This window comes from Pseudoalteromonas sp. NSLLW218, from assembly GCF_015864775.1.
Lineage (GTDB): Bacteria > Pseudomonadota > Gammaproteobacteria > Enterobacterales > Alteromonadaceae > Pseudoalteromonas.
Window position 1 is genome coordinate 339,753 of the sequence record NZ_JADYWO010000003.1, and the last position, 19,656, is coordinate 359,408.

Genomic DNA, 19,656 nt, shown 5'->3' on the forward strand with positions numbered 1-19,656 from the left:
ATAACACTGACCTTGCTTGAGATAAAACCAGTGTAAGATATTTTCAATATTAGGGGTAGCGCAAACAGGTAATTGGTATTAATAAATCAGAGAGTTAGCAAGTAATTTAAACGCACAGCATCTATTTTATATACTGTGCGTAGTAGTGAGTTTATTTATAAGGGCTAATACTTGATAAACTAAAGTCACTTTGCATTATTACTTCGCCATCAATGCCTTTTAATTTAAGTGAAATAGCGGGATCTGTTTGTTGCCAGTCTACGCTTAAATCACCATAATTTACGTTATGAGTAAAGTCCCCTACTCGGTGTTTGTTAGGGCTTACGTCTTTCCACTTTTCAGTTAAGCCAGAGCTGGTCATCTCAATTAATGGGTAATCAAGGTTTTGCTGATACTTAGATATTTCACCCCAGTGTGTGTCACCGCTTATAATCACTACCCCATTTACTTTATGCTTTTTAATCAATGCAAATAAACGGTTTCTATCATCAGGAAAGTTTGCCCATGACTCCCAACCTGTAAAATCGGGTAAAAGCTGTAAGCTTGAGGCAATTAGCTTTACTGCTGCGGGCTTTTTAAGCTCTTGCTCAAGCCATTGCCACTGGGCTTCACCTAGCATTGATGCGCCCTTCACTTCACTAGGACTATACGGGCCTTGGTTATTAAGTTTGCGCTTAGTGTAGTATTCAAGCTCACCTACATGGTTTAGCGCATCACGGTTCCAACGTAAATCAGGCATTATTACTTGTATGGTTTGCTCATTTTCACCATACATGTACGAGGTATAAATTCCATCAGGGCGAGTGCGACGCGCTGAGTTTGCAGGTTCATCCCAAAAATTAAGCATAATTTGGCGTGATTGCTCTTTATGCGGATACTCTTTACCTGCATCGTTTTGACCAAAATCGTGGTCATCCCACATAGCAATAATAGGCGTTTGCGCTTTTAACGTTTTAAAACCAGGCTTTGCCCCTAAACGTTGATACTTATTGGCAAGTACATCCATATCGTTGGTATCGCCGTAAATATTGTCACCCAGAAATATAAACAAATCCCCTTGCTCTTTATTAATTGCATTAAATATGGGAATGTTTTTATCTTGATGCCCACACGAACCAAACAGGATTTTAGATGGCGCGGCAGTAACATTCGCGCTAATAACCAAACTCAACGCCAAGGCTGATAGGGTCAATGGTTTAAATAGGTTCTTCATTTTAAAATCTCGCTAATAGCAGGTGCCATATTTGAATTTATTTCATTTGGGTTCTGCCCAAGCGCCTTTAAAACGGTCGCAGCTATTTGCGCTTGTTTAAGCTCATTTTTAGTTTTAATCAAGCCTCTGCCTCTTATTGCAGGACCAATGGCTGCAAGCCAAATATGTTCAGAGCCAACAATTCCTTCTGGGTAAGTATTTGCACCTAACTCTAGCTCAGCAAGTGCACGTTTAGAGCTGTGATGTTGCCAATCGTTGGCATTATTGCCACGCCCGTGATCAGTGGTAATAATTAGTGTGGTGTTATCTTTATAACCCGCTGTAGTTTGAATGGTTGCCCATAAGTCTTTTATAAACGCGTCACTTTGCCTTGCCGACTTAAGGTATTGGTCGTAATGACCATCATGCGCAAAGTCATCGGTTTCGCCTAAACTTATCACTAACAACTTAGGCTTTTTAGCCAACATATACGCTTTAGCAAAGCGATATGTAAAACTGTCTAGTCGTACGTTATACCAAGGACTGGGGATTTCATTCTGTAGCGTATTTAACAGTGGCGCATCAGTGAATAAATTCTCTTCAATTGACATAAAACCTGCATTTACATACACGTTACTGCGCTTAGTATTTACAATGTATGGAAATACATCCCAACTGCCAAATAAGGCTGTGCTACCTTTAAACTCAGTTAACTTATCTAAACGCTCTAAAATAGTTTTATTTGGGTTGAGCAATTTGTTGTTACTATTTATATTTTCGTCTACTTCACCGGTGAGTATTTCGTTATAACCAGGGTATGAAAAATACCACGGGTTACTTACCGACATAGTAGAGCCGTTAGCTCTATCGCCAATTATAATCCCTTTTTTAGCCACTACTTGAGTTAAAAAAGGCATTAATAATTGCTGGCGCTCATTCGCTGTTTTTGCCCAAAATTGGGTCTTTAATTGCTCTGGCTTTTTAACAAAGTCAGTATTATTAATTAAGCTATTATCAGCCCCATTAAATACTTCTTGCCAGCGTACTCCATCAAGCGTTATCAGCACTACATTTTGCGCCGCATTAGCCGCATTGCTTAATAATACAGTTAAGCTAAATACCACTACTTTTATTACTGAGTTCATAATATGTGTGTACCTTTTAAAAAAGCCCATCAGTGATGGGCTTTAAAATATTTACTATTTAACCTGAACTCTGGTTAAGAGATTTACTAACATAATTGAATAATAAGTTGCGTACTTTGAGTATTAAAAAGTAGCACTTAAAGTCACTGCCGCTGTACGCGGAGCACCTATAAAGTAAGTGGTACCATTGCCTGTACCGCCAGCTAGATAGCTTTTATCTGTCACGTTATAAACTACAAATGCAATATCTAGTGCTTTAAATGGGCCTGCATTTACTTCTGCTGAGTAACCTGCATTTAAATCCAGCACAGTGTAGCCGTCAACCTCACCACGTTCGCCGGTGTATTTAGCCGACAACCCAAAACGAAAATCCCCACTGTAGTAGTCTGTCGATAGCACGAATAAGTCATCGACTGAGTCAATTACTTTGTCACCTGCTTCAAAGCCTGGCGCGTCGCCCTTGTACTCTGAGTCGTTATTTGTATACGAGCTATATATATTCCACTCTGAATTAAGCATATAACTTGCAGAAAGCTCTAAACCTTTAGACTCAATACCACCTACATTTAAGTAAGAGCCATTAGTGCCTATTGTGTAATCAATACCGCCTGTATCGCTACCAGGTGCAATAAAGGTAATACGGTTATCAAACTCTATTGAATACGCTGTTGCTGTTAGTTTTAACGCATTATTTTGATAGCGCACACCAAGGTCAATATTCTCAGCGGTTTCAGGCTCGATGGCTGATAAATCCGAGCTATCACGTTCTAGTACACCGTCTTTAATAGCCGCAAAATTTTCGCTGTAACTGGTAAATAACTCTGTAGAGTCATTTAACTGATACAAAATACCGCCACTGAACAATATGTCTGAATCACTATTTATTTTTGCTGTGGTTGCATTTTGATAATGATCATACTTTTCAATATCAACAAGGTACTTTTTAACACCTAAGTTAAGTGTAAAATCACCAAGCGCCATTGAATCTTGCGCATACCATTTTAGAGTGTCAGTTTCAAAAGTGTTTTTGTATTGTGTCCAGTATGGAGTGCTATCAAAGTGATGATAAATACGCGCATCAATTACCTTGTGCCAATCACGAGATTCTTCACGGTCACTTTGTTCATACCATAAACCTGCTTCTATATCATGCATACCAAAAGTGGCTTGGTAGTTTGCCGTTAAACCGAGGCGGTCTTTTTTGTAATGCGTATGGCGATACGACATAACAGGTGTTGCTGTATCGTCGTAACACGCTGGGTTTAAACCAGGACCCGATTCCCATGGCCAGCTTAAACTTGCCGTACATTCTTCGTTTGGTGCAAGCGGATTCCCTTCACTATCAGCAAATCCGTAAGAGCCAGCATTTGTTCCGCCCTCAGTTGTTGGATTACCATTTTCATCAACAGGGGTCGTTAAATACGGTGGGATCCAATCCCCACGCCCTGAATTTTTATGATAATACGGGCTAACGGTAATAAGTGATGTTGGAGAAAGTGCATATTCCAATTTTAAATACGCTAGAGTGTTTTCGCGAAGCGTACCCCAGCCTTCTGCGAACATTTGGTCAAAATGTGGGACCCCAGTCCAATTCCATGTCAGCTGATCCCAATCTGGTGTTTGCTCAAACTGCTCAATACTTACACTATTGTAGTTTGTCTCGCTTACATCATCATAAGATAAACGACCAATAATGGTTAAATCCGTAAGCGTAGTTACAAATTTAAGCTCAGCGTGTTGGTTATCTTTCCCGCCATTACTACCTGAGCCAATCCAACGGCTTGTATCGGTTTGCGAGTAACTTACATACGCTTGTGTATTATCAAAAATCGTACCTGTTTCGTGCTTAACGTAATAGCGTGTGGCATCGTGACTGCCTGAGGTATAAGCAAAAGTGGTGCTTTTATCTAAACTTGGTGCTTTACTTACAAAATTAAATGTACCGCCAAGCGCTTCAAGTGAAGCCGATTTAATGTCAGACGTCCCTTGACCAACCTCTACCGTTGCTAAATTTTCGCTCTCCAAGTAACGATTAGCTTTAGCACCGCCACCATAATTAGAGCCACCATTGGGAATACCATCAACAGTCATACCTAATTGTTGTTGGTTTGAGTCAATACTAAAACCACGCATTGTAATAGTCGTTGACCAATCATCGCCACCAAATGCATCACCTTCGTTAATACTAATACCCGGTAAGTTATCAATAACCGATAATATGCTCGATACCGAACTTTGTTGCTCAAGCATTGCAGGCTCAATAACATTGTTTGCGTAACTTGTTGGTTTTGCCGTTACTGTAATTTCTTCAATTTCGTTATCGTTTGCGTAAGCGGATGTTGATACAGCCATGGCAATAGCAATGCTCAAAAGTGATTTGTTTTTTAAAGCGTACATTGTTGTCCCGTTTGATTTTAATTATGAAATATGAAAACGGACACAGTATGAATTTTAAATATGACAACGAGGATGAACTTTATTTACATAAAAGTTAAACAAATATGGGAGATTTATGGCGGGGATATGTACAAAAAAAGACACTCAAAGGTTTTATCTTGAGTGTCTTAATTATTTTCTAAACTTTTTACAAATAGTACTTTATTTTAGTTCGGCAAGCATTTCATCGCTGTACGGAACTAGTTCTTCACCGTTTGCAATTTTGTTAACGTAATCAGGATTCGCAATAAGTGGACGACCAATCGCGATTAAATCAAACTTAGCGTCGTTAATGGCCTCTTTTGCTGTCTCAAAACTATAGCTGCCTACACCTACTAATGTACCTTTGTAGCCTGCACGTAAAAATTCAGATGTAGTTTTACCCTCAAGTGACTCAAACGCTGTACTGTCGTCAAAAATACCGCCGTGTAAGTACGCTAAATCTCTTTTTTCTAGTTCTGGTAGTAAGTAGTCAAATACCGCTTTATCACGGTTATCTTCACTCATATTAAAGTAAGCACCCGGTGTTAATCTAAGTGCAGTTCGCTCGTTGCCAACAGCTGCAATAACCGCATCTGTTACTTCTAATGCAAAGCGCGACATATTTTCAGGCGTTTGACCGTATTCGTCGCTGCGTGTATTTGCAGCATAATGTAAAAACTGGTCAATTAAATAACCGTTAGCGCCGTGAATTTCTACACCATCAAAACCTGCTTCAATTGCGTTTTCTGCCGCTTTTGCGTAATCGGCTACTAAAGATTTAATGTCATCTGTAGTGGCTGCTTTTGGAGTGATGTAGGTAAGCTCACGCATGCGCGGTACAGAACCTTCAACACCAATTGCAGATGGTGCCAGTACATCGCCATCAAAAAAGTGAGGATGTGCAACACGACCAACATGCCAAAGCTGTGCAAACATTTTGCCGCCGTTAGCGTGTACTGCATCTGTTACTTTTTTCCAACCTTGAATTTGCTCACTGGTAAATAAACCCGGTGTATTTGGGTAACCTTGCGCGTCTGGACGAATAATAGTTGCTTCGCTAATAATTAAACCGGTTTCGGCACGGCGAGCATAATATTCAACCATATCTTGTGTTGGCACTAAGTTATCGTCAGCCATGCAACGAGTTAGTGGCGCCATAAGTACACGGTTTTTAAGCTCAATTGTGTTATTTAGTTTAAACGGAGCAAGTAAATCAGTAGTCATTTTTCAATCCTTCATTAAGTATATGCTTACTACAATGTGGCCTTTTTACAAACATTCAAGCTTATTTTGAATGATCGCTCAAATTAGTGAGGAGTTATACTGCTCAATATATAAATTAGATCTGCATTAATGAAATTAAATAATAACTTTTCAACACTCTGTCATATAACTCGATATACTTGTACGCTATATATTAAATATCGATAGCAACGAGAGTGAGCCAATCATGACGAGCGAAAATGCAACCGAACAACAAGCAGTAATTTTAGGCCTTGGGGCAAAAAAACGCTTAGCTTACATGTTCGAAACCGTGCAAGAATTTAAGCAAGTATGGATTTTAAACGACGACGATGGCTGCGTTATGCTTGCCAATGAAGACGACGATTGCGTGCCTGTTTGGCCAACTCGTGAATTTGCAGAAGCGTGGGCTACTGGCGAATGGGCTGGCTGTAGCGCTAAAGCAATACCACTTGCAGATTGGTTTAGTCGCTGGACGCCAGGTCTTGAAGAAGATGATTTACTTATTGCCGCATTTCCTACTGAGGAAGACGACGGTACGATATTGTTTTCAGATGAATTTGAAAAACAGTTAAAAGCGCCAAAGAAAAAGTACTAAGGTGTAAAGCCTAAATACTCAGAGTTCTTTAGTTTATAAGCGCGGCACTTAATTTAGTAGCCGCGTTTTTATTACACGTTTCTAAAACTCAAATACGCTTGCGTTATAGCATTTGCATCTTCTACTTGTGGATAATGGCCAAGCTCTGAGAACTCTTTAACACTCGCGTTTGGTATCAACTTTTTGTAATGCTCAATCATGTGCTTACCAGAAATCGGATCTACTGCGCCTGCTATAAACGTAAGTGGTATATGGCTATTTACAATAGCACCAACCCAGCGTTCTCGGTTTTGCTGCCTCTGCATTATATAACTAATGAGTTTAGGCATAACGGCTAAGCCATCTTTGTAAATCAGCAGCTCCCAAAGCGTGTCTATTACCTGTGTTGTAGGCGGTGTATTTTTGCCAAAAATAGTCACTAGATTATTGGCAAATTTTTGTTTATTTATTAATTTTGGCACTAGCCAACCAAGCTTAGATAATAATAATTTTTGTACAAATAAGGGTCTGTGCACTTCTGGAAACAGTCCACCATTTAAAAAGCAAACACTATTGATCGTTATGGCACTTTGATTATGTACTTGCCTTGCTAATAACTCTTGAGCGACTGTATCGCCATAATCATGGGCTAGTATATGCACATCATTAATATTTAAACGCTTTAAAAATTGTGTGTATAAATCAGCTTGTTCTGTAATTTTATAGTCTGCATTTTTTGGTTTATCTGATAAACCAAAACCTAGCATATCGAGTGTGATCACAAAATAATGATCGCTAAGCGTTTGCCACATACCTTCCCAGTCCCAACTGGCGCTAGGAAAGCCATGTATTAAAAGCAGCGCGGGGTTTGTTAGATCCCCGGCTGTTTTAGTAAAAATTTGATGGCCATTAATTTTGGTGAATGAACCCTGAGAACGCCACTGCTGTAGAGAAAACATGTATTAACTTAATTGTTATTATTTATTTGTCAGTTTTATCATAGTAATCAGAAAAAAAACCAGTGCATAAAAATAGCATTGGTTTTTAAAAGTCATTTAAAATTTAATAGTGTAATCCATATATACTCGATGGTCTGCTCTATCACCTTTAACACCGTCAACACTGCCTGTTTTATCGGTTATATAATCTAAAAACAACCAGCGTAAGCTTAAACCTTTTATTGCCTCAACTTTATAACGTGTATCTAAAGCCCAGTACTTTTCTTCGGCTTCACCGCCTATTTGACCTAAAGCTGAATTTTCGGCGCCCGTACCGCTAGTGTAATAAAACTTAGTACTGAGCCCTGGCGATACAGCTTTTAAGTTAATACCCAAGCGTGCCTGCCATGATGTTTCATTTTGGTTTGTTAAATCGGCACCAATCAGGGAGCGCGTCGGGAATGGATTTGTCCCATGATCGCCACTAAAGTTATCTTCAATCCAAGCATCACTTACTTTCGTAAATGCAGCACCTGCGCTCCAAATATCTTTTTTCCAATCAGCATCTAAGTAATAAGCAAATCCATCGTTTTCACTTTTAGTTAAGCCTGTTAATGCTCCAGGTGTATCTTCATCATCTAAATCGCCGCCCTCTGCGCCTGTTACAAATAAATCACCATCATCTTGTGAGGTAAATATACCACTTGAAAGTGTTAACCTACTTTGTTTAAGTTTAATATCATAACTGATTTTTAATCCCATTTTACTTAGATAATTCTGGGACTTTAAATATTCAGCCTCTAATGTTAGATCGTCTTTTTTGTGCGTAGCACCTACGCCCCAAATTACACTAATAGCGCCAGTTGCCGATTGATCGGTAGAAAAGTCTTCCCATCTATCATCGTGTCGTCGGCTCCATTTATCATATACATAACCATATACCTTAGTGTTGCCAATTTTATAGTCGCCAAAAACACCTCTAAAGGTATTAGGAATAGCCCGACTCCCAGAGCTTTTAAGCAACATACTTTTAGTTTTTTGCCCGCCCACTTTAACGTGACCGTTGTTACCCAATTTAAAATCTAAAAAATATTGACCAAATTTAGAAAAGCTATCGTCAACTCCACCGCTCTCATTACCTGCTGGTAAAATATTACCTGCGGCTGAACCCGTAGAATTAATATTTATCACGGTGTAGGTCGATACACCCACACTAACTAAGTCGTTTATATAACCAGAGGTGTAATTGAGTTCTATACCTTGAGCGAAGGTTGAATCGTCGCTTGCATCGTTATCGTAGTCACGATCAAAATAAATTGACCTGAGTTTTATATTAAACACATCTTGTTCTGTCAGTCCATTAACAGCGGCATACGAAGGAATAGAAAAACATATTAATACTGCGCTTGTTGCCACAAGTGATTTAGAGAACCGTTGAGCCATAGTTGTCTCCGTTACCTTGTTTTGTTTAAATTTTGACTGTGTAGTGCTTAACAGCGTGTATATTTTGCGACCTACACGGCAAACATGTAATAAGGTAATTAAATTTCACGCAATGACTTTTCTTTCATGCCACTAAATATAGAACAATATGAGTTTTTAATGATTTAATTTTCATATTATAAAATATTAAATATTTTTTTGTGTCGGATGAATACAAAAATAACAGAGAAATTGGTTATACAACTCCTACTAGTTGTATAACCAATTTACTTTCAGAATATCATAACTACGATTTCATCTGACTCAGCTTACACTTACCAAATTTATATTATAAAGAACTGCTTAAGCTATTAGGTTGAAGCGTGTATACAGAAATATATGGTTTTATTATGGCCCTGAAGAAAGCTATATTTATTAGGTACATACTTAAGTCATTTAAATGCCGTAATATATCGGCAGTGTAATCTTCAAATATTATTGCACTGTAATAAAAAGCTAACCGACATTGTTATGTGGATCGCAATTATCAGTAAAAGATCAAAAAGCATGGAAGGTTTAACACCTTAAACCAATACTTTTTCGCTAGTTCTAAAATAATAGAAAGCATATAAATCATTAGCTTTATATACACTCTCTATTTACTCATAAAACTCAGAATTAAATTTCCTTTCACTCTCGAGCTCTAAACCTCTATAAAATATATATATTCTAATTATGAACAAAGTTGTATCCTGAATAATAAGTGCTATATTTATTTTGATAATAGAGGTAGATACGCACTCAGCATATTAATAATAAAGGATGAGTTAATGTTCTCAGGACGACTGGTTAGGAAAGGGTTTTTAGTCTCTATACTTGCTCATGCCATTTTTCTTATCAGCGGTATTGTATTAACTTTCTTCGCTCACATTAAACACCAAAACGCACTTAACTATAAAATAAACGAAGCACTTAACAACCGCCTTTCTACGCTCTCAACAGGCGTAACGAATAGAATCGACTTATATAAATATGGGCTCTTCGGTTTAAAAGGGTTTATACACGGTATAGGCGTTAATAATTTAAACTACCAAACATTTTCTAATTACTCTAATAGTCGTAACTATGGCCAAGAATTCCCCGGTGCAAACGGGATTGGTTTCATTCGAAAGGTAACATCTAAGAATCTAACCCAGTTTTTACATACTGCAAAATATGATAGACCCACTCAAACATTTAACTTTAATCAGCTTAATAATGATAATAATGAACATTTTATTATTCAGTATATTTTTCCTGAACATAAAAATTTACAAGCAATAGGTTTAGATATTGGCTCAGAGAGCATGCGTAAAAAAGCAGCATTAAATGCAGCTTCTCACAATAAGGCTCAACTCACGGGCCCTATAACTTTAGTACAGGCTAATGAGCAATCACTGCAAGGGTTTTTAATTTTACTGCCTATTTATAAAAGCATTACGATTGCGGATAATAAAGAGCAACGCATTAATGAGATCTTAGGCTGGGCATACGCTCCATTATTAATAAATAAAATTTTAGACTCTCTCTCGCTAGTTGATGAGAATAAGCTAGTCATTAGCGATATAGCTAACAACGCTAAAACTGACTTTTTTAGCTACGGTATTCAAAGCAATTCAGCTAATTACCAGTTAACTAAAATAATTAAAGTGATGGGAAGAACATGGGAACTCACGCTTAGTGCTTCAGACGCATTTATTGAAACATTGCATTTGCCGGGTAAATATCAAGCTATTGTCAATGGTATTTTTTATACTCTTATTTGCATGTTTATAATTTTATTACTACAGCTATTTTTTTACCGTAGGGCACAACGAACGCAGCGAAGAATTGTCAAAGCTAGACAAAATAAGCATATGCTTCAGCAAACAAATTTAAAATTAGAAAAAGAAGTAAAACTACGCACTAAGGAAATTGCCGATATTAGTATGCTTCAACGAAGTATTTTAAATAGTGCCAGTTATTCAATTATTGCAACCGACATAAACGGCTTAATTACTTTATTTAACCCCGCCTCTGAAAAGTTATTAGGTTATAAAGCGCAAGATGTTATTGGAATTGAAAACCCAGCAATTTTTCATTTAAAAGAAGAAATAATAAAAAAAGCGAACCAGCTTAGTACTGAATTAAATAAAGCTGTACCGCCTAGTTTTGAAGTCTTGATTTTAAAAGCAACGGCTACAGAGCCTGATATCAATCAGTGGACATACATTTCTTCTACAGGCGAGCACATACAAGTTAATATAAGTGTCACCTCTTTATTAAATAATGAAAATGAAATCGTTGGCTATTTAGGTATTGCTTATGATTTAACAGAGCAAATTAATCACGAACAAGCTCTAGGACACGCTAAAGAACTAGCTGAACAAGCATCTCAGGCTAAATCTGAGTTTTTAGCAAATATGAGCCACGAAATACGAACCCCAATGAATGGCATACTTGGCACATTACAGTTATTGCAAGAGCAGCCCCTCAATGAAAAGTCAAAAGAGTATTTAAAAAAATCACTTTATTCGACCCGCTCACTCACCACTATTATTAATGATATTCTCGATTTTTCTAAAATTGAGGCCGGCAAGCTTTCATTAGAGCATAAACCTTTTGATCTTTTTGAACTTATTCATCACCTAGAGTCTGATCTTGGTCTGCAAGCTAGCGATAAAAACATATACCTTAAATTTGTTATTAATATTAAGCATAAGCATTGGGTGGGCGACCCTGTTAGGCTCAGACAGGTGTTTTTAAACTTAATATCTAATGCGATTAAGTTTACATCGAAAGGTGGCGTTACAGTAACGTTTAGACTAACTGATGAAAACAAAATATGTTGCAGTATATCAGACACCGGAATTGGAATTTCTGAGAAGGCAATAGAGCGATTGTTTGAGCGCTTTGAACAAGCTGAGCAATCAACTACGCGCGAATACGGTGGTACAGGGCTAGGCTTACCTATCACTAAATCATTAATAGGCTTAATGAATGGTGAAATAAAAGTAACAAGTCAATTAGGTTCAGGCAGCCAGTTTTATGTTTACTTACCACTAGATCAAGCACAGATTGATGAAAATATATTAACAGCAAAAAATGTTGAGTTTCCTGATTTAACTGGCAAAACCATTTTATTAGCAGAAGACAACAAAATAAATCAACTGGTAGCTTCTGCAATGCTTGAACCAACTAAAGCCACCATTATTATTGCAAATAATGGGTTGGAAGCAGTTTCGTTATATGAGTCACACAAGCCAGACATTATTTTTATGGACATTCAAATGCCAAAAATGGATGGCCTTCAGGCATGTAAACAAATTAAGGCCCTTGATAGCGAGCAAATTATTATCGCGTTAACCGCTAATGTTTTTACGGAACAAAAAGAAATATACAGGCAGTTATTTGATGGTTACGTTTCAAAGCCAATTGAAAAACATGAACTTATAGGCATGTTATCAACACTCTATTTAGTTAATACCTAATTTAAGCATTAAAAAACCCAGTTACTAATACCTTTCAATATTAGTAACTGGGTTCTAAGAATAATGGTGGAGGGAGAGGGATTCGAACCCTCGTTAGGGATAAACCTAAACACACTTTCCAGGCGTGCGCCTTCAGCCACTCAGCCATCCCTCCACAGTGCTGCGATTGTGTAATGCAACAGCGCGCTATAGTATGAAATAGACCCTTAAGGTGCAAGGCATTTTTAAATATGAGCCTTTAAATGCTTACTTATCAAGCAATAGCTTATCTATAGGCACAAAAAACGGCTAAATCTAAGACTTAACCGTTTTTAATTTATACTTTTAAAATTACTTAGCCATGCTCGCAGTAAATTCAAGCATGCGATTAAGTGACTTAAGTGCGCCTTCGCGTAAATCCATATCAACGAATACTTCTTTACCTTTAGGGCTTATGAGGGCTTCCTCAATCGCTTTTAAGCCATTCATCGCCATCCAAGGGCAATGAGCGCAACTTTTACATGAAGCGCCCTCACCTGCCGTTGGAGCCGCAAAAAACTCTTTATCTGGACATAGTTGCTGCATTTTATAAAAGATGCCGCGATCGGTTGCTACAATAAACTTTTTATTGTCCATTGTTTGCGCAGCTTTAATTAATTGGCTCGTAGATCCAACCGAATCGGCAAGTGCAACAATTTCTGCTGGTGACTCAGGATGAACTAATACGCCTGCATCTGGGTGTAGCGCCTTCATATCTTTTAAGGCTTTAGTTTTAAATTCGTCATGTACGATACATGCACCATTCCACATAAGCATATCAGCACCGGTATTTTTTTGAATATAGCTACCAAGGTGCTTATCTGGGCCCCAAATGATTTTTTCGCCTTGCTCATCAAGGTGCTCTACTATTTCAAGTGCACATGATGAAGTTACAATCCAATCTGCACGCGCCTTAACTGCGGTAGAGGTGTTTGCATACACAACCACTTTACGGTCAGGGTGCTCATCACAAAACGCTGAGAACTCGTCTATCGGACAACCAATATCTAGCGAACACGTCGCTTCAAGTGTTGGCATTACAACCGTTTTGTTTGGCGTTAAAATTTTGGCTGTTTCGCCCATAAATTTCACGCCTGCGACGATGATCATATCTGCATCATGACGTGCACCAAAACGCGCCATTTCTAGCGAGTCGGCAACGCAGCCGCCAGTTTCTTCAGCAAGTGCTTGAATTTCAGGATCGGTATAATAATGTGCAACAAGTACTGCATTTTTATCTTTTAGTAATTGTTTTATACGCGCTTTATATTCGCCTTGCTCGTCATTTGTTAACGGTGCTGGCTTAGGGGGGAAAATATAACCTTCAGGCATAATAGTTTGAGCTAGACTCATGTTCTCGACCACTTATCTACAGTGCATTAATTAGGGCGAATTATACGAGAATATAAACACAAATAACAGCAAACTAGTAAAGCTGTTTATAAAAAATAGAATGGGAATTTAAAAAAGAATATAAAGGAAAGTATTAGAGAGTGGTGGGTCATGATGGATTTGAACCATCGACCAATTGATTAAAAGTCAACTGCTCTACCAACTGAGCTAATGACCCGCTCTAATGTTATTCTGTTTGAATAAACTTACGTAAATCCGCCGATTAAAACTCTCATAGAATGGTGGGTTATGATGGATTTGAACCATCGACCAATTGATTAAAAGTCAACTGCTCTACCAACTGAGCTAATAACCCGCTCTATGCACTTTTTCAATTAAGAATGAAGCTTACGTAAATCCGCCGATTGATGCCATACACTATTCACAAGGAATAAAGAATGGNTGGGTCATGATGGATTTGAACCATCGACCAATTGATTAAAAGTCAACTGCTCTACCAACTGAGCTAATGACCCGCTCTGACGTTGCGTTTTATAACAACTTAGTATTCTACGTAAATCCGCCGATAAAAGACCATTCAAAGAATGGTGGGTTATGATGGATTTGAACCATCGACCAATTGATTAAAAGTCAACTGCTCTACCAACTGAGCTAATAACCCGCTCTTTTTGTCGCATTTCGAGTGGGGTAACCATTCGTTTGCTGCGGGCGCTTATAATACTTATTTATAAAATGAGTGCAACCGAAATTGTCTCTTTTTTTAAGTTTTTATGTCTAGATGCACAAAATTAAACCGTTTGTGCTCAAACTACATGCAAATCCAAGATTCTTCGAGAGTTTCCATGTAGTTTGCTCGCCTTAACTAAAAATTTAGTCGCTAGTTACCTAAACGATCAGTCGCTAGTTTTGCAGCGGTTGTACTTGGGTATTGATTGATAAGATCACTCAATATTTTTTGTGCTTGCTCCGCCGAACCTTGATCTTGTAAAAGTGTACCTAACTTTAGCATTGCATCTGGACGTTTGTTAGAATTTGGAAATTCGTTAACAACGACTTTAAAGTGCTCTACCGCTTTTACACCATCATTCTTAATTGTAAGCAACTGCCCTAACCAATAATGCGCATTAGATGCATATACAGAGTTTGGGTACGTAGTTAAAAACGTTTGAAATTCAGGGATCGCTTGATCGTAGCGTTTATCTTTCATTATTAACGCAACAGCGCGCTCATAAGCTTCGTTTTCAGATAAGTCACTGCTATAGGTCTGTGCGTCGTTTGGCTGTGCCTGATCGGCTACCGGAGCTGCTGGCTGTGTATAAGCTTGGCTCACGCGGTTTTCGATTTCTTGGTACAACTCACGCTGACGCTGCAGTACTTTTTCAAGCTTGTAGCTTTGCTCTTCTGTTACACCTCGAATTTGGCTTACTTCGTCTTGTAATAAGTTGAGCTGTTGTTGTAACTCTACTTGCAAAAAGTTACGCGACTGCATCATATTTTCAAGTGACGCTAATCGCTTCTCAATACTTGATTGTGAACTCGCAGCTTCTGAAACAGGAGCGGGAGCAGCCATTAACTGGGTGCTCCCGCTCAATATCATGGCTGCCAAAATAATTTTCGGCTTCATAATATCTCTTATCTTAGTAAACTAGTACCGCACGGCGGTTTTTAGCGAAAGCTGATTCAGTGCGAGACTTAACCATTGGCTTCTCTTCACCGTAGCTTACTACTGACATTTGGCTAGCTGAAACACCTAAGCTTAATAAGTATTTTTCAACTGCTTGGCCACGGTGCTCACCTAGTGCAATATTGTACTCTGGAGTACCGCGTTCATCTGCGTGGCCTTCAATTAGTACTTTAACTGATGAGTTTTGAACTAAAAACTCAGCATGTGCACGAAGTAAATCAGCGTATTTGCCTTCAACTGTCGCTTTATCAAAATCAAAGTAGATTACTTGCTCTTGGCGAAGTGCTTCGTACTTTTGACGAAGTTGCTCTTCTGCTTGTTGCTCAGGAGAGATTGTAGCTACTTCAACTGTATCAGTGTTAGTTGATTGCTCAACAACGCCTTGATTTGATTGGTTTGCAGCACCTTCATCAATATCTGAAGATGAGCTACAAGCTGCTAATGTCATTACTGGCACAGCAATTAGCAGGCCTTTAAGTATTTTGTTAAGTTGCATTGAGTAGATTCCTATTTTGAGTAAACCAGTAATATTACTGTAAGTATGGCGACCAAGCTGGTGCCTTTACTTGTCCGTCTAGCACAGGTAACCGTGCTTTAAAGCGGCCGTCCATCGATACTAGCGCAAGTACCTGTTTATTATTATGAAGCGTGCTATATATAATCATCGAACCGTTTGGCGCTATGCTCGGTGATTCATCTAGGCGTGTTCTCGTTAATACTTGGAACGCACCTGTAGCCAGCTCTTTCTTAGCAAGATGGTACTGCCCGTTGGTACGGTTAACCATCACTAATTCTTTTCCATCTGGTGTTATAGAACCAGCAAGATTCATATCACCATCAAAGGTGAGTCGTTGTGACCTACCTGTTTTTAAATTTAACTTATAAATCTGAGCATTACCACCCCTTTCAGATGTAAACACAATATCTTGACCATTAGGATGCCAAGATGGTTCAGTATCTATGCTACGGTGATTTGTTAAGCGCGTTTCTTTGCGTGTAGCCAGGTCAAGCAAGTAAACTTCTGTTGCACCCGTCTTGTCTTTAGAAAGTACTAATAATAGCTTTTTGCCATCTGGCGAAAACTGCGGTGCGCCATTAATACCACGGTAGCTTGCGATTATTTCGCGCTTACCCGTGTAAATATCTTGAATATAAATTTGGCTTTGGCGGTTTTCAAACGTTACATACGCTAGCTTAGTACCATCTGGTGACCACGCTGGCGACATTAATGGCTCTTTTGAGCGAAGCAATACTTGCTCATTAAATCCATCATAGTCTGCAACAACTAATTGGTAAGGCTTTTCATCATTATCGCGCACTATTACATAAGCAATTTTAGTCAAAAATGCGCCTTTCTCACCAGTAAGTTTTTCATATATAACGTCACTGATTCGATGAGAGTAACGGCGAAAACCGCTTTCACCAATAACACTTTCACGCGCTTCTAAAATATGATCTTGGCTTTTGATTAACTTACCATTACTCATCATTTGTGTGTTGCCACCAGTAATTTGGCCACGAATCACGTCAACTAACTCATAACGCACTAAGTAACGCCCATCAGTTTGCTGCTCAACTTCGCCCACTAATACAGCCTCCACACCTTTATTAACCCAAGATGCGTAATCAATTTCGCTATCTTTGGTCGGCTGTTGTGGCATTTGCGCTACATCTACAGGTTTAAACTTACCACTGCGCATTAAGTCGGCAGCAATAACACTGCTTAATTTTTCAGGGATTGGACCAACACCTTGGTATTTAAAAGGCACTATAGCAATAGGCCTTGCACCATCTACACCCTCAGTTATTACAATTTCAAGCGCTGCATTAGCAACACCCACAAACCCAAACAGTAAAACTAAACAGGCTATTTTTATTTTGTTGAACATATCATTCCTTTAAAACTCTGGCTTGATTGTTAAATTAATATTCTTAAGTTGTTCGAATACGTCTTTATCTTTAGATACCGGTAATGTGTCAGCCATGCGCACTGCTCTTAATGCAGCTTCACACACTAACTTATCGCCACCTAATGATTTAACTTGCGTTACTAAACCATTAAAGCCTAAACGAATATTGACTCGGCACTGTTGGTTTTTCATTTTTTCATCAATCAATAAGTTTTGTTGAATACGCGCCATAATTAATGCACGGTACTTATCAACTTCGCTCACCACTTGTTGCTGACGTATTTTACTACGGGCAGCCTGCTCTTTTGCAAGTTGCTCTTGTAGCATTTGCTCTTGCATCGCTTGCTGGCGTTTACGTTCTGCCTCGGCTGCACGCTCTTTTGCCTCGATTTCACGTTTTTTACGTTCAGCTTCTGCTTTTTTAAGTGCGTCTTCTTCGGTTTTACGTTTATCAGCAGCAGCTTTAGCTGCACTTTCAGCTTCTTGCTTTTGTTTTTCAGCTTGCTTAGCTTTAGCGCGCTCTTTTTGCTCAATAGCACGTGCTTTTTTAGCTTGTGCTTGAGCCTCGGCTGTTTCTTTTTCTTTAGCTTTGCGTTCTTGCTCTAGCTTTTTAATATGCCTAGATTCAGATTCGCGTTGCTCACGTGCATTTGCCGCCCTGCGTTCTAAATCACGAATACGTTTGTCTTCAGCACTTTTTTTATCTTTTTCTTTCTTTTGAAGCTCAGCAATTTTTTGCTCAACTTGCTTTTGATCAACTGTAACAGCCGATACCGCATTATCTGGGGTGGGTATAGCCGAATTAAGCGTTACTTCCATTACCTTAGGCGCAGGTGGGTGAATGTTTGCAGACGCATACAAAAAACCACCTATGCCTAAATGAAGTACTATCGATTTTACTACTGAACTATTCATACAGCTACTTCCCCTCAAAGGATTCAGTCATTAATCCTACTGATGGTACGCCTGCATTTTTCAAAAAATCCATTAGTAATAATACTTCTTGATACGACACCTTACCAGAACCTTTAATCATTACTGGTACGTCAGGGTTTTTCATTAATTGTAATTTTATAACCGCAGCAACATCAAGTGCTTCCATAGGCTCTTCAGGATCAGTACCTACGCTCACATAATATTTACCCTCTGCATCAATTGAAGCAATAATGGGCGGAGTATCTTTAGTATCAACTAAATCAGACTCTTCCATTTTAGGTAAATCAACTTTTACACCATGTGTAATCAGCGGTGCTGTAGCCATAAATATAATTAGTAGTACCAACATTACATCAATGTAAGGTACTACATTAATTTCTGCGACCGGACGGCGCTTTTTACGCTGATACATTCGCTTGTGCCTCTATTTGTGTAGCTGCTTGACGGTGTAAAATATTAGCAAACTCTTCCATAAAGTTAATATAGTGAGACTCAAGCTTTTCAACACTGTTTGAAAAGCGGTTATAAGCAATAACGGCCGGAATTGCCGCAAATAAACCCATAGCAGTCGCAATAAGTGCCTCTGCAATACCTGGAGCTACCATTTGTAATGTAGCTTGTTTCACTTCACCAAGTGCAATAAAGGCATTCATAATACCCCACACTGTACCAAACAAACCGATGTACGGACTTATAGAACCTACTGTTGCTAAAAACGATAAGCTAGATTCAATTTTTTCAATTTCACGAGAAAGTGCAACACGCATTGAACGGTGCGTACCCTCCATAACAATACTCGCACTTTGAAATGTATTCTTTTTATGGCGAGCAAACTCTTTAAAGCCTGAAGTGAATAGTGCTTCGATACCTTGAGACTGACCGCTGCGTGATGATATTTCGTTATACAATTTGCTTAAATCAATACCAGACCAAAACTTTTGCTCAAATTTCTTAGCATTTGATAGTGCATCTGATATTGCTTTTTTACGCTGAAATATAATTGTCCACGACATTACAGACATGGCAACTAGCCCTAACATTACTAATTGAACAAGCAAACTTGCTTCTAAAATTAGGTCTAAAAAATTAAGCCCTGATCCCACGTTAAACTCCTAAGTAATTTCAAAATACGGCAAATTGATTAATTTGTATAAATATGACCGCTTACAAGGTCAAAAGTTGCATCTAGTGTATCTAGTCCATTTCAAGCTGACAACGGTATTGCTATGAATAGGCAACAAAAAACGTTAAAAAAACAGCTTTAGTTGGCATTTCCCTATGTCTCAGTATTTTATTTAATCTTTTAACTAAA

The 19,656-nt window shown here is 38.5% G+C and carries 15 protein-coding genes and 5 tRNA genes; 2 read left to right on the forward strand and 18 right to left on the reverse strand.

What is annotated here, in order from left to right; genetic code table 11:
- Positions 1 to 151: 151 nt before the first annotated feature.
- The 4 genes from I6E80_RS06285 to I6E80_RS06300 all read right to left on the reverse strand — a co-directional run bounded on the left by I6E80_RS06285 (position 152) and on the right by I6E80_RS06300 (position 5,979).
- Complete coding sequence (locus I6E80_RS06285; RefSeq protein WP_197185101.1) at positions 152 to 1,213, reverse strand: alkaline phosphatase D family protein; 1,062 nt, start codon at positions 1,211 to 1,213, stop codon at positions 152 to 154.
- Complete coding sequence (locus tag I6E80_RS06290) at positions 1,210 to 2,337, reverse strand: alkaline phosphatase family protein (RefSeq protein WP_197185102.1); 1,128 nt, start codon at positions 2,335 to 2,337, stop codon at positions 1,210 to 1,212. Before I6E80_RS06290 ends, I6E80_RS06285 begins: the two co-directional genes overlap by 4 nt.
- A gap of 123 nt (positions 2,338 to 2,460) precedes the next feature.
- Complete coding sequence (locus I6E80_RS06295) at positions 2,461 to 4,734, reverse strand: TonB-dependent receptor (protein ID WP_197185103.1); 2,274 nt, start codon at positions 4,732 to 4,734, stop codon at positions 2,461 to 2,463.
- Positions 4,735 to 4,935: 201 nt separating this feature from the next.
- On the reverse strand, positions 4,936 to 5,979 hold the full coding sequence (locus I6E80_RS06300) for an alkene reductase (RefSeq protein WP_076923808.1): 1,044 nt from the start codon (positions 5,977 to 5,979) through the stop codon (positions 4,936 to 4,938).
- Positions 5,980 to 6,205: 226 nt separating this feature from the next.
- On the opposite strand from I6E80_RS06300, the gene I6E80_RS06305 reads away from it, so the two are divergent.
- A complete protein-coding gene (locus I6E80_RS06305) occupies positions 6,206 to 6,595 on the forward strand; it encodes a DUF2750 domain-containing protein (RefSeq protein WP_024599157.1) in 390 nt (129 codons plus the stop codon).
- 71 nt (positions 6,596 to 6,666) lie between these two features.
- Here I6E80_RS06305 and I6E80_RS06310 read toward each other — a convergent pair whose 3' ends face one another.
- Together I6E80_RS06310 and I6E80_RS06315 are read right to left on the reverse strand one after the other, a co-directional pair.
- Positions 6,667 to 7,533 carry an alpha/beta fold hydrolase gene (locus tag I6E80_RS06310; protein WP_197185104.1) on the reverse strand — a complete coding sequence of 289 codons (867 nt, stop codon included), beginning with the start codon at positions 7,531 to 7,533 and terminating at the stop codon, positions 6,667 to 6,669.
- 96 nt (positions 7,534 to 7,629) lie between these two features.
- Positions 7,630 to 8,955: an OprD family outer membrane porin gene (locus tag I6E80_RS06315; RefSeq protein ID WP_197185105.1), complete on the reverse strand. Its 1,326-nt coding sequence runs from the start codon at positions 8,953 to 8,955 to the stop codon at positions 7,630 to 7,632.
- 809 nt (positions 8,956 to 9,764) lie between these two features.
- Here I6E80_RS06315 and I6E80_RS06320 point away from each other — a divergent pair.
- Entirely contained in the window at positions 9,765 to 12,443 is a 2,679-nt protein-coding gene (locus tag I6E80_RS06320) for a CHASE domain-containing protein (protein ID WP_197185106.1), read from the forward strand.
- A 64-nt stretch (positions 12,444 to 12,507) separates the two neighbouring features.
- Here I6E80_RS06320 and I6E80_RS06325 read toward each other — a convergent pair.
- The 12 genes from I6E80_RS06325 to tolQ all read right to left on the reverse strand — a co-directional run bounded on the left by I6E80_RS06325 (position 12,508) and on the right by tolQ (position 19,447).
- A tRNA-Ser gene (locus I6E80_RS06325) sits at positions 12,508 to 12,597 on the reverse strand.
- Between the two features lie 176 nt (positions 12,598 to 12,773).
- Positions 12,774 to 13,814, reverse strand: coding sequence for a quinolinate synthase NadA (gene nadA, locus I6E80_RS06330; protein ID WP_007580396.1), 1,041 nt, complete (start codon positions 13,812 to 13,814; stop codon positions 12,774 to 12,776).
- Positions 13,815 to 13,955: 141 nt separating this feature from the next.
- Positions 13,956 to 14,031, reverse strand: a tRNA-Lys gene (locus tag I6E80_RS06335).
- 62 nt (positions 14,032 to 14,093) lie between these two features.
- Positions 14,094 to 14,169: transfer RNA gene (locus I6E80_RS06340), tRNA-Lys, on the reverse strand.
- An 87-nt stretch (positions 14,170 to 14,256) separates the two neighbouring features.
- A tRNA-Lys gene (locus I6E80_RS06345) sits at positions 14,257 to 14,329 on the reverse strand.
- A gap of 70 nt (positions 14,330 to 14,399) precedes the next feature.
- Positions 14,400 to 14,475 (reverse strand) — tRNA-Lys (locus I6E80_RS06350).
- Positions 14,476 to 14,691: 216 nt separating this feature from the next.
- Positions 14,692 to 15,438 (reverse strand): tol-pal system protein YbgF, encoded by a 747-nt coding sequence (ybgF, locus tag I6E80_RS06355; RefSeq protein ID WP_076923802.1) that lies wholly within the window; start codon positions 15,436 to 15,438, stop codon positions 14,692 to 14,694.
- Positions 15,439 to 15,451: 13 nt separating this feature from the next.
- The gene (gene pal, locus I6E80_RS06360) at positions 15,452 to 15,994 is read right to left on the reverse strand and encodes a peptidoglycan-associated lipoprotein Pal (protein ID WP_024597677.1); all 543 of its coding nucleotides are present in this window, start codon (positions 15,992 to 15,994) and stop codon (positions 15,452 to 15,454) included.
- A gap of 34 nt (positions 15,995 to 16,028) precedes the next feature.
- Complete coding sequence (tolB, locus tag I6E80_RS06365; RefSeq protein ID WP_024598709.1) at positions 16,029 to 17,387, reverse strand: Tol-Pal system beta propeller repeat protein TolB; 1,359 nt, start codon at positions 17,385 to 17,387, stop codon at positions 16,029 to 16,031.
- Positions 17,388 to 17,396: 9 nt separating this feature from the next.
- The gene (tolA, locus tag I6E80_RS06370; protein WP_076923801.1) at positions 17,397 to 18,323 is read right to left on the reverse strand and encodes a cell envelope integrity protein TolA; all 927 of its coding nucleotides are present in this window, start codon (positions 18,321 to 18,323) and stop codon (positions 17,397 to 17,399) included.
- A gap of 4 nt (positions 18,324 to 18,327) precedes the next feature.
- The gene (gene tolR / locus I6E80_RS06375; RefSeq protein ID WP_007580386.1) at positions 18,328 to 18,756 is read right to left on the reverse strand and encodes a protein TolR; all 429 of its coding nucleotides are present in this window, start codon (positions 18,754 to 18,756) and stop codon (positions 18,328 to 18,330) included.
- The gene (gene tolQ, locus I6E80_RS06380; RefSeq protein WP_007580384.1) at positions 18,743 to 19,447 is read right to left on the reverse strand and encodes a protein TolQ; all 705 of its coding nucleotides are present in this window, start codon (positions 19,445 to 19,447) and stop codon (positions 18,743 to 18,745) included. Before tolQ ends, tolR begins: the two co-directional genes overlap by 14 nt.
- Positions 19,448 to 19,656: the final 209 nt, after the last annotated feature.

What these genes read in the sequence shown, in the direction of transcription:
- I6E80_RS06285 (WP_197185101.1), bottom strand. Translation starts at nt 1,213, where the DNA reads ATGAAGAACCTATTTAAACCATTGACCCTATCAGCCTTGGCGTTGAGT.
- I6E80_RS06290 (WP_197185102.1), bottom strand. Translation starts at nt 2,337, where the DNA reads ATGAACTCAGTAATAAAAGTAGTGGTATTTAGCTTAACTGTATTATTA.
- I6E80_RS06295 (WP_197185103.1), bottom strand. Translation starts at nt 4,734, where the DNA reads ATGTACGCTTTAAAAAACAAATCACTTTTGAGCATTGCTATTGCCATG.
- I6E80_RS06300 (WP_076923808.1), bottom strand. Translation starts at nt 5,979, where the DNA reads ATGACTACTGATTTACTTGCTCCGTTTAAACTAAATAACACAATTGAG.
- I6E80_RS06305 (WP_024599157.1), top strand. Translation starts at nt 6,206, where the DNA reads ATGACGAGCGAAAATGCAACCGAACAACAAGCAGTAATTTTAGGCCTT.
- I6E80_RS06310 (WP_197185104.1), bottom strand. Translation starts at nt 7,533, where the DNA reads ATGTTTTCTCTACAGCAGTGGCGTTCTCAGGGTTCATTCACCAAAATT.
- I6E80_RS06315 (WP_197185105.1), bottom strand. Translation starts at nt 8,955, where the DNA reads ATGGCTCAACGGTTCTCTAAATCACTTGTGGCAACAAGCGCAGTATTA.
- I6E80_RS06320 (WP_197185106.1), top strand. Translation starts at nt 9,765, where the DNA reads ATGTTCTCAGGACGACTGGTTAGGAAAGGGTTTTTAGTCTCTATACTT.
- nadA (WP_007580396.1), bottom strand. Translation starts at nt 13,814, where the DNA reads ATGAGTCTAGCTCAAACTATTATGCCTGAAGGTTATATTTTCCCCCCT.
- ybgF (WP_076923802.1), bottom strand. Translation starts at nt 15,438, where the DNA reads ATGAAGCCGAAAATTATTTTGGCAGCCATGATATTGAGCGGGAGCACC.
- pal (WP_024597677.1), bottom strand. Translation starts at nt 15,994, where the DNA reads ATGCAACTTAACAAAATACTTAAAGGCCTGCTAATTGCTGTGCCAGTA.
- tolB (WP_024598709.1), bottom strand. Translation starts at nt 17,387, where the DNA reads ATGTTCAACAAAATAAAAATAGCCTGTTTAGTTTTACTGTTTGGGTTT.
- tolA (WP_076923801.1), bottom strand. Translation starts at nt 18,323, where the DNA reads ATGAATAGTTCAGTAGTAAAATCGATAGTACTTCATTTAGGCATAGGT.
- tolR (WP_007580386.1), bottom strand. Translation starts at nt 18,756, where the DNA reads ATGTATCAGCGTAAAAAGCGCCGTCCGGTCGCAGAAATTAATGTAGTA.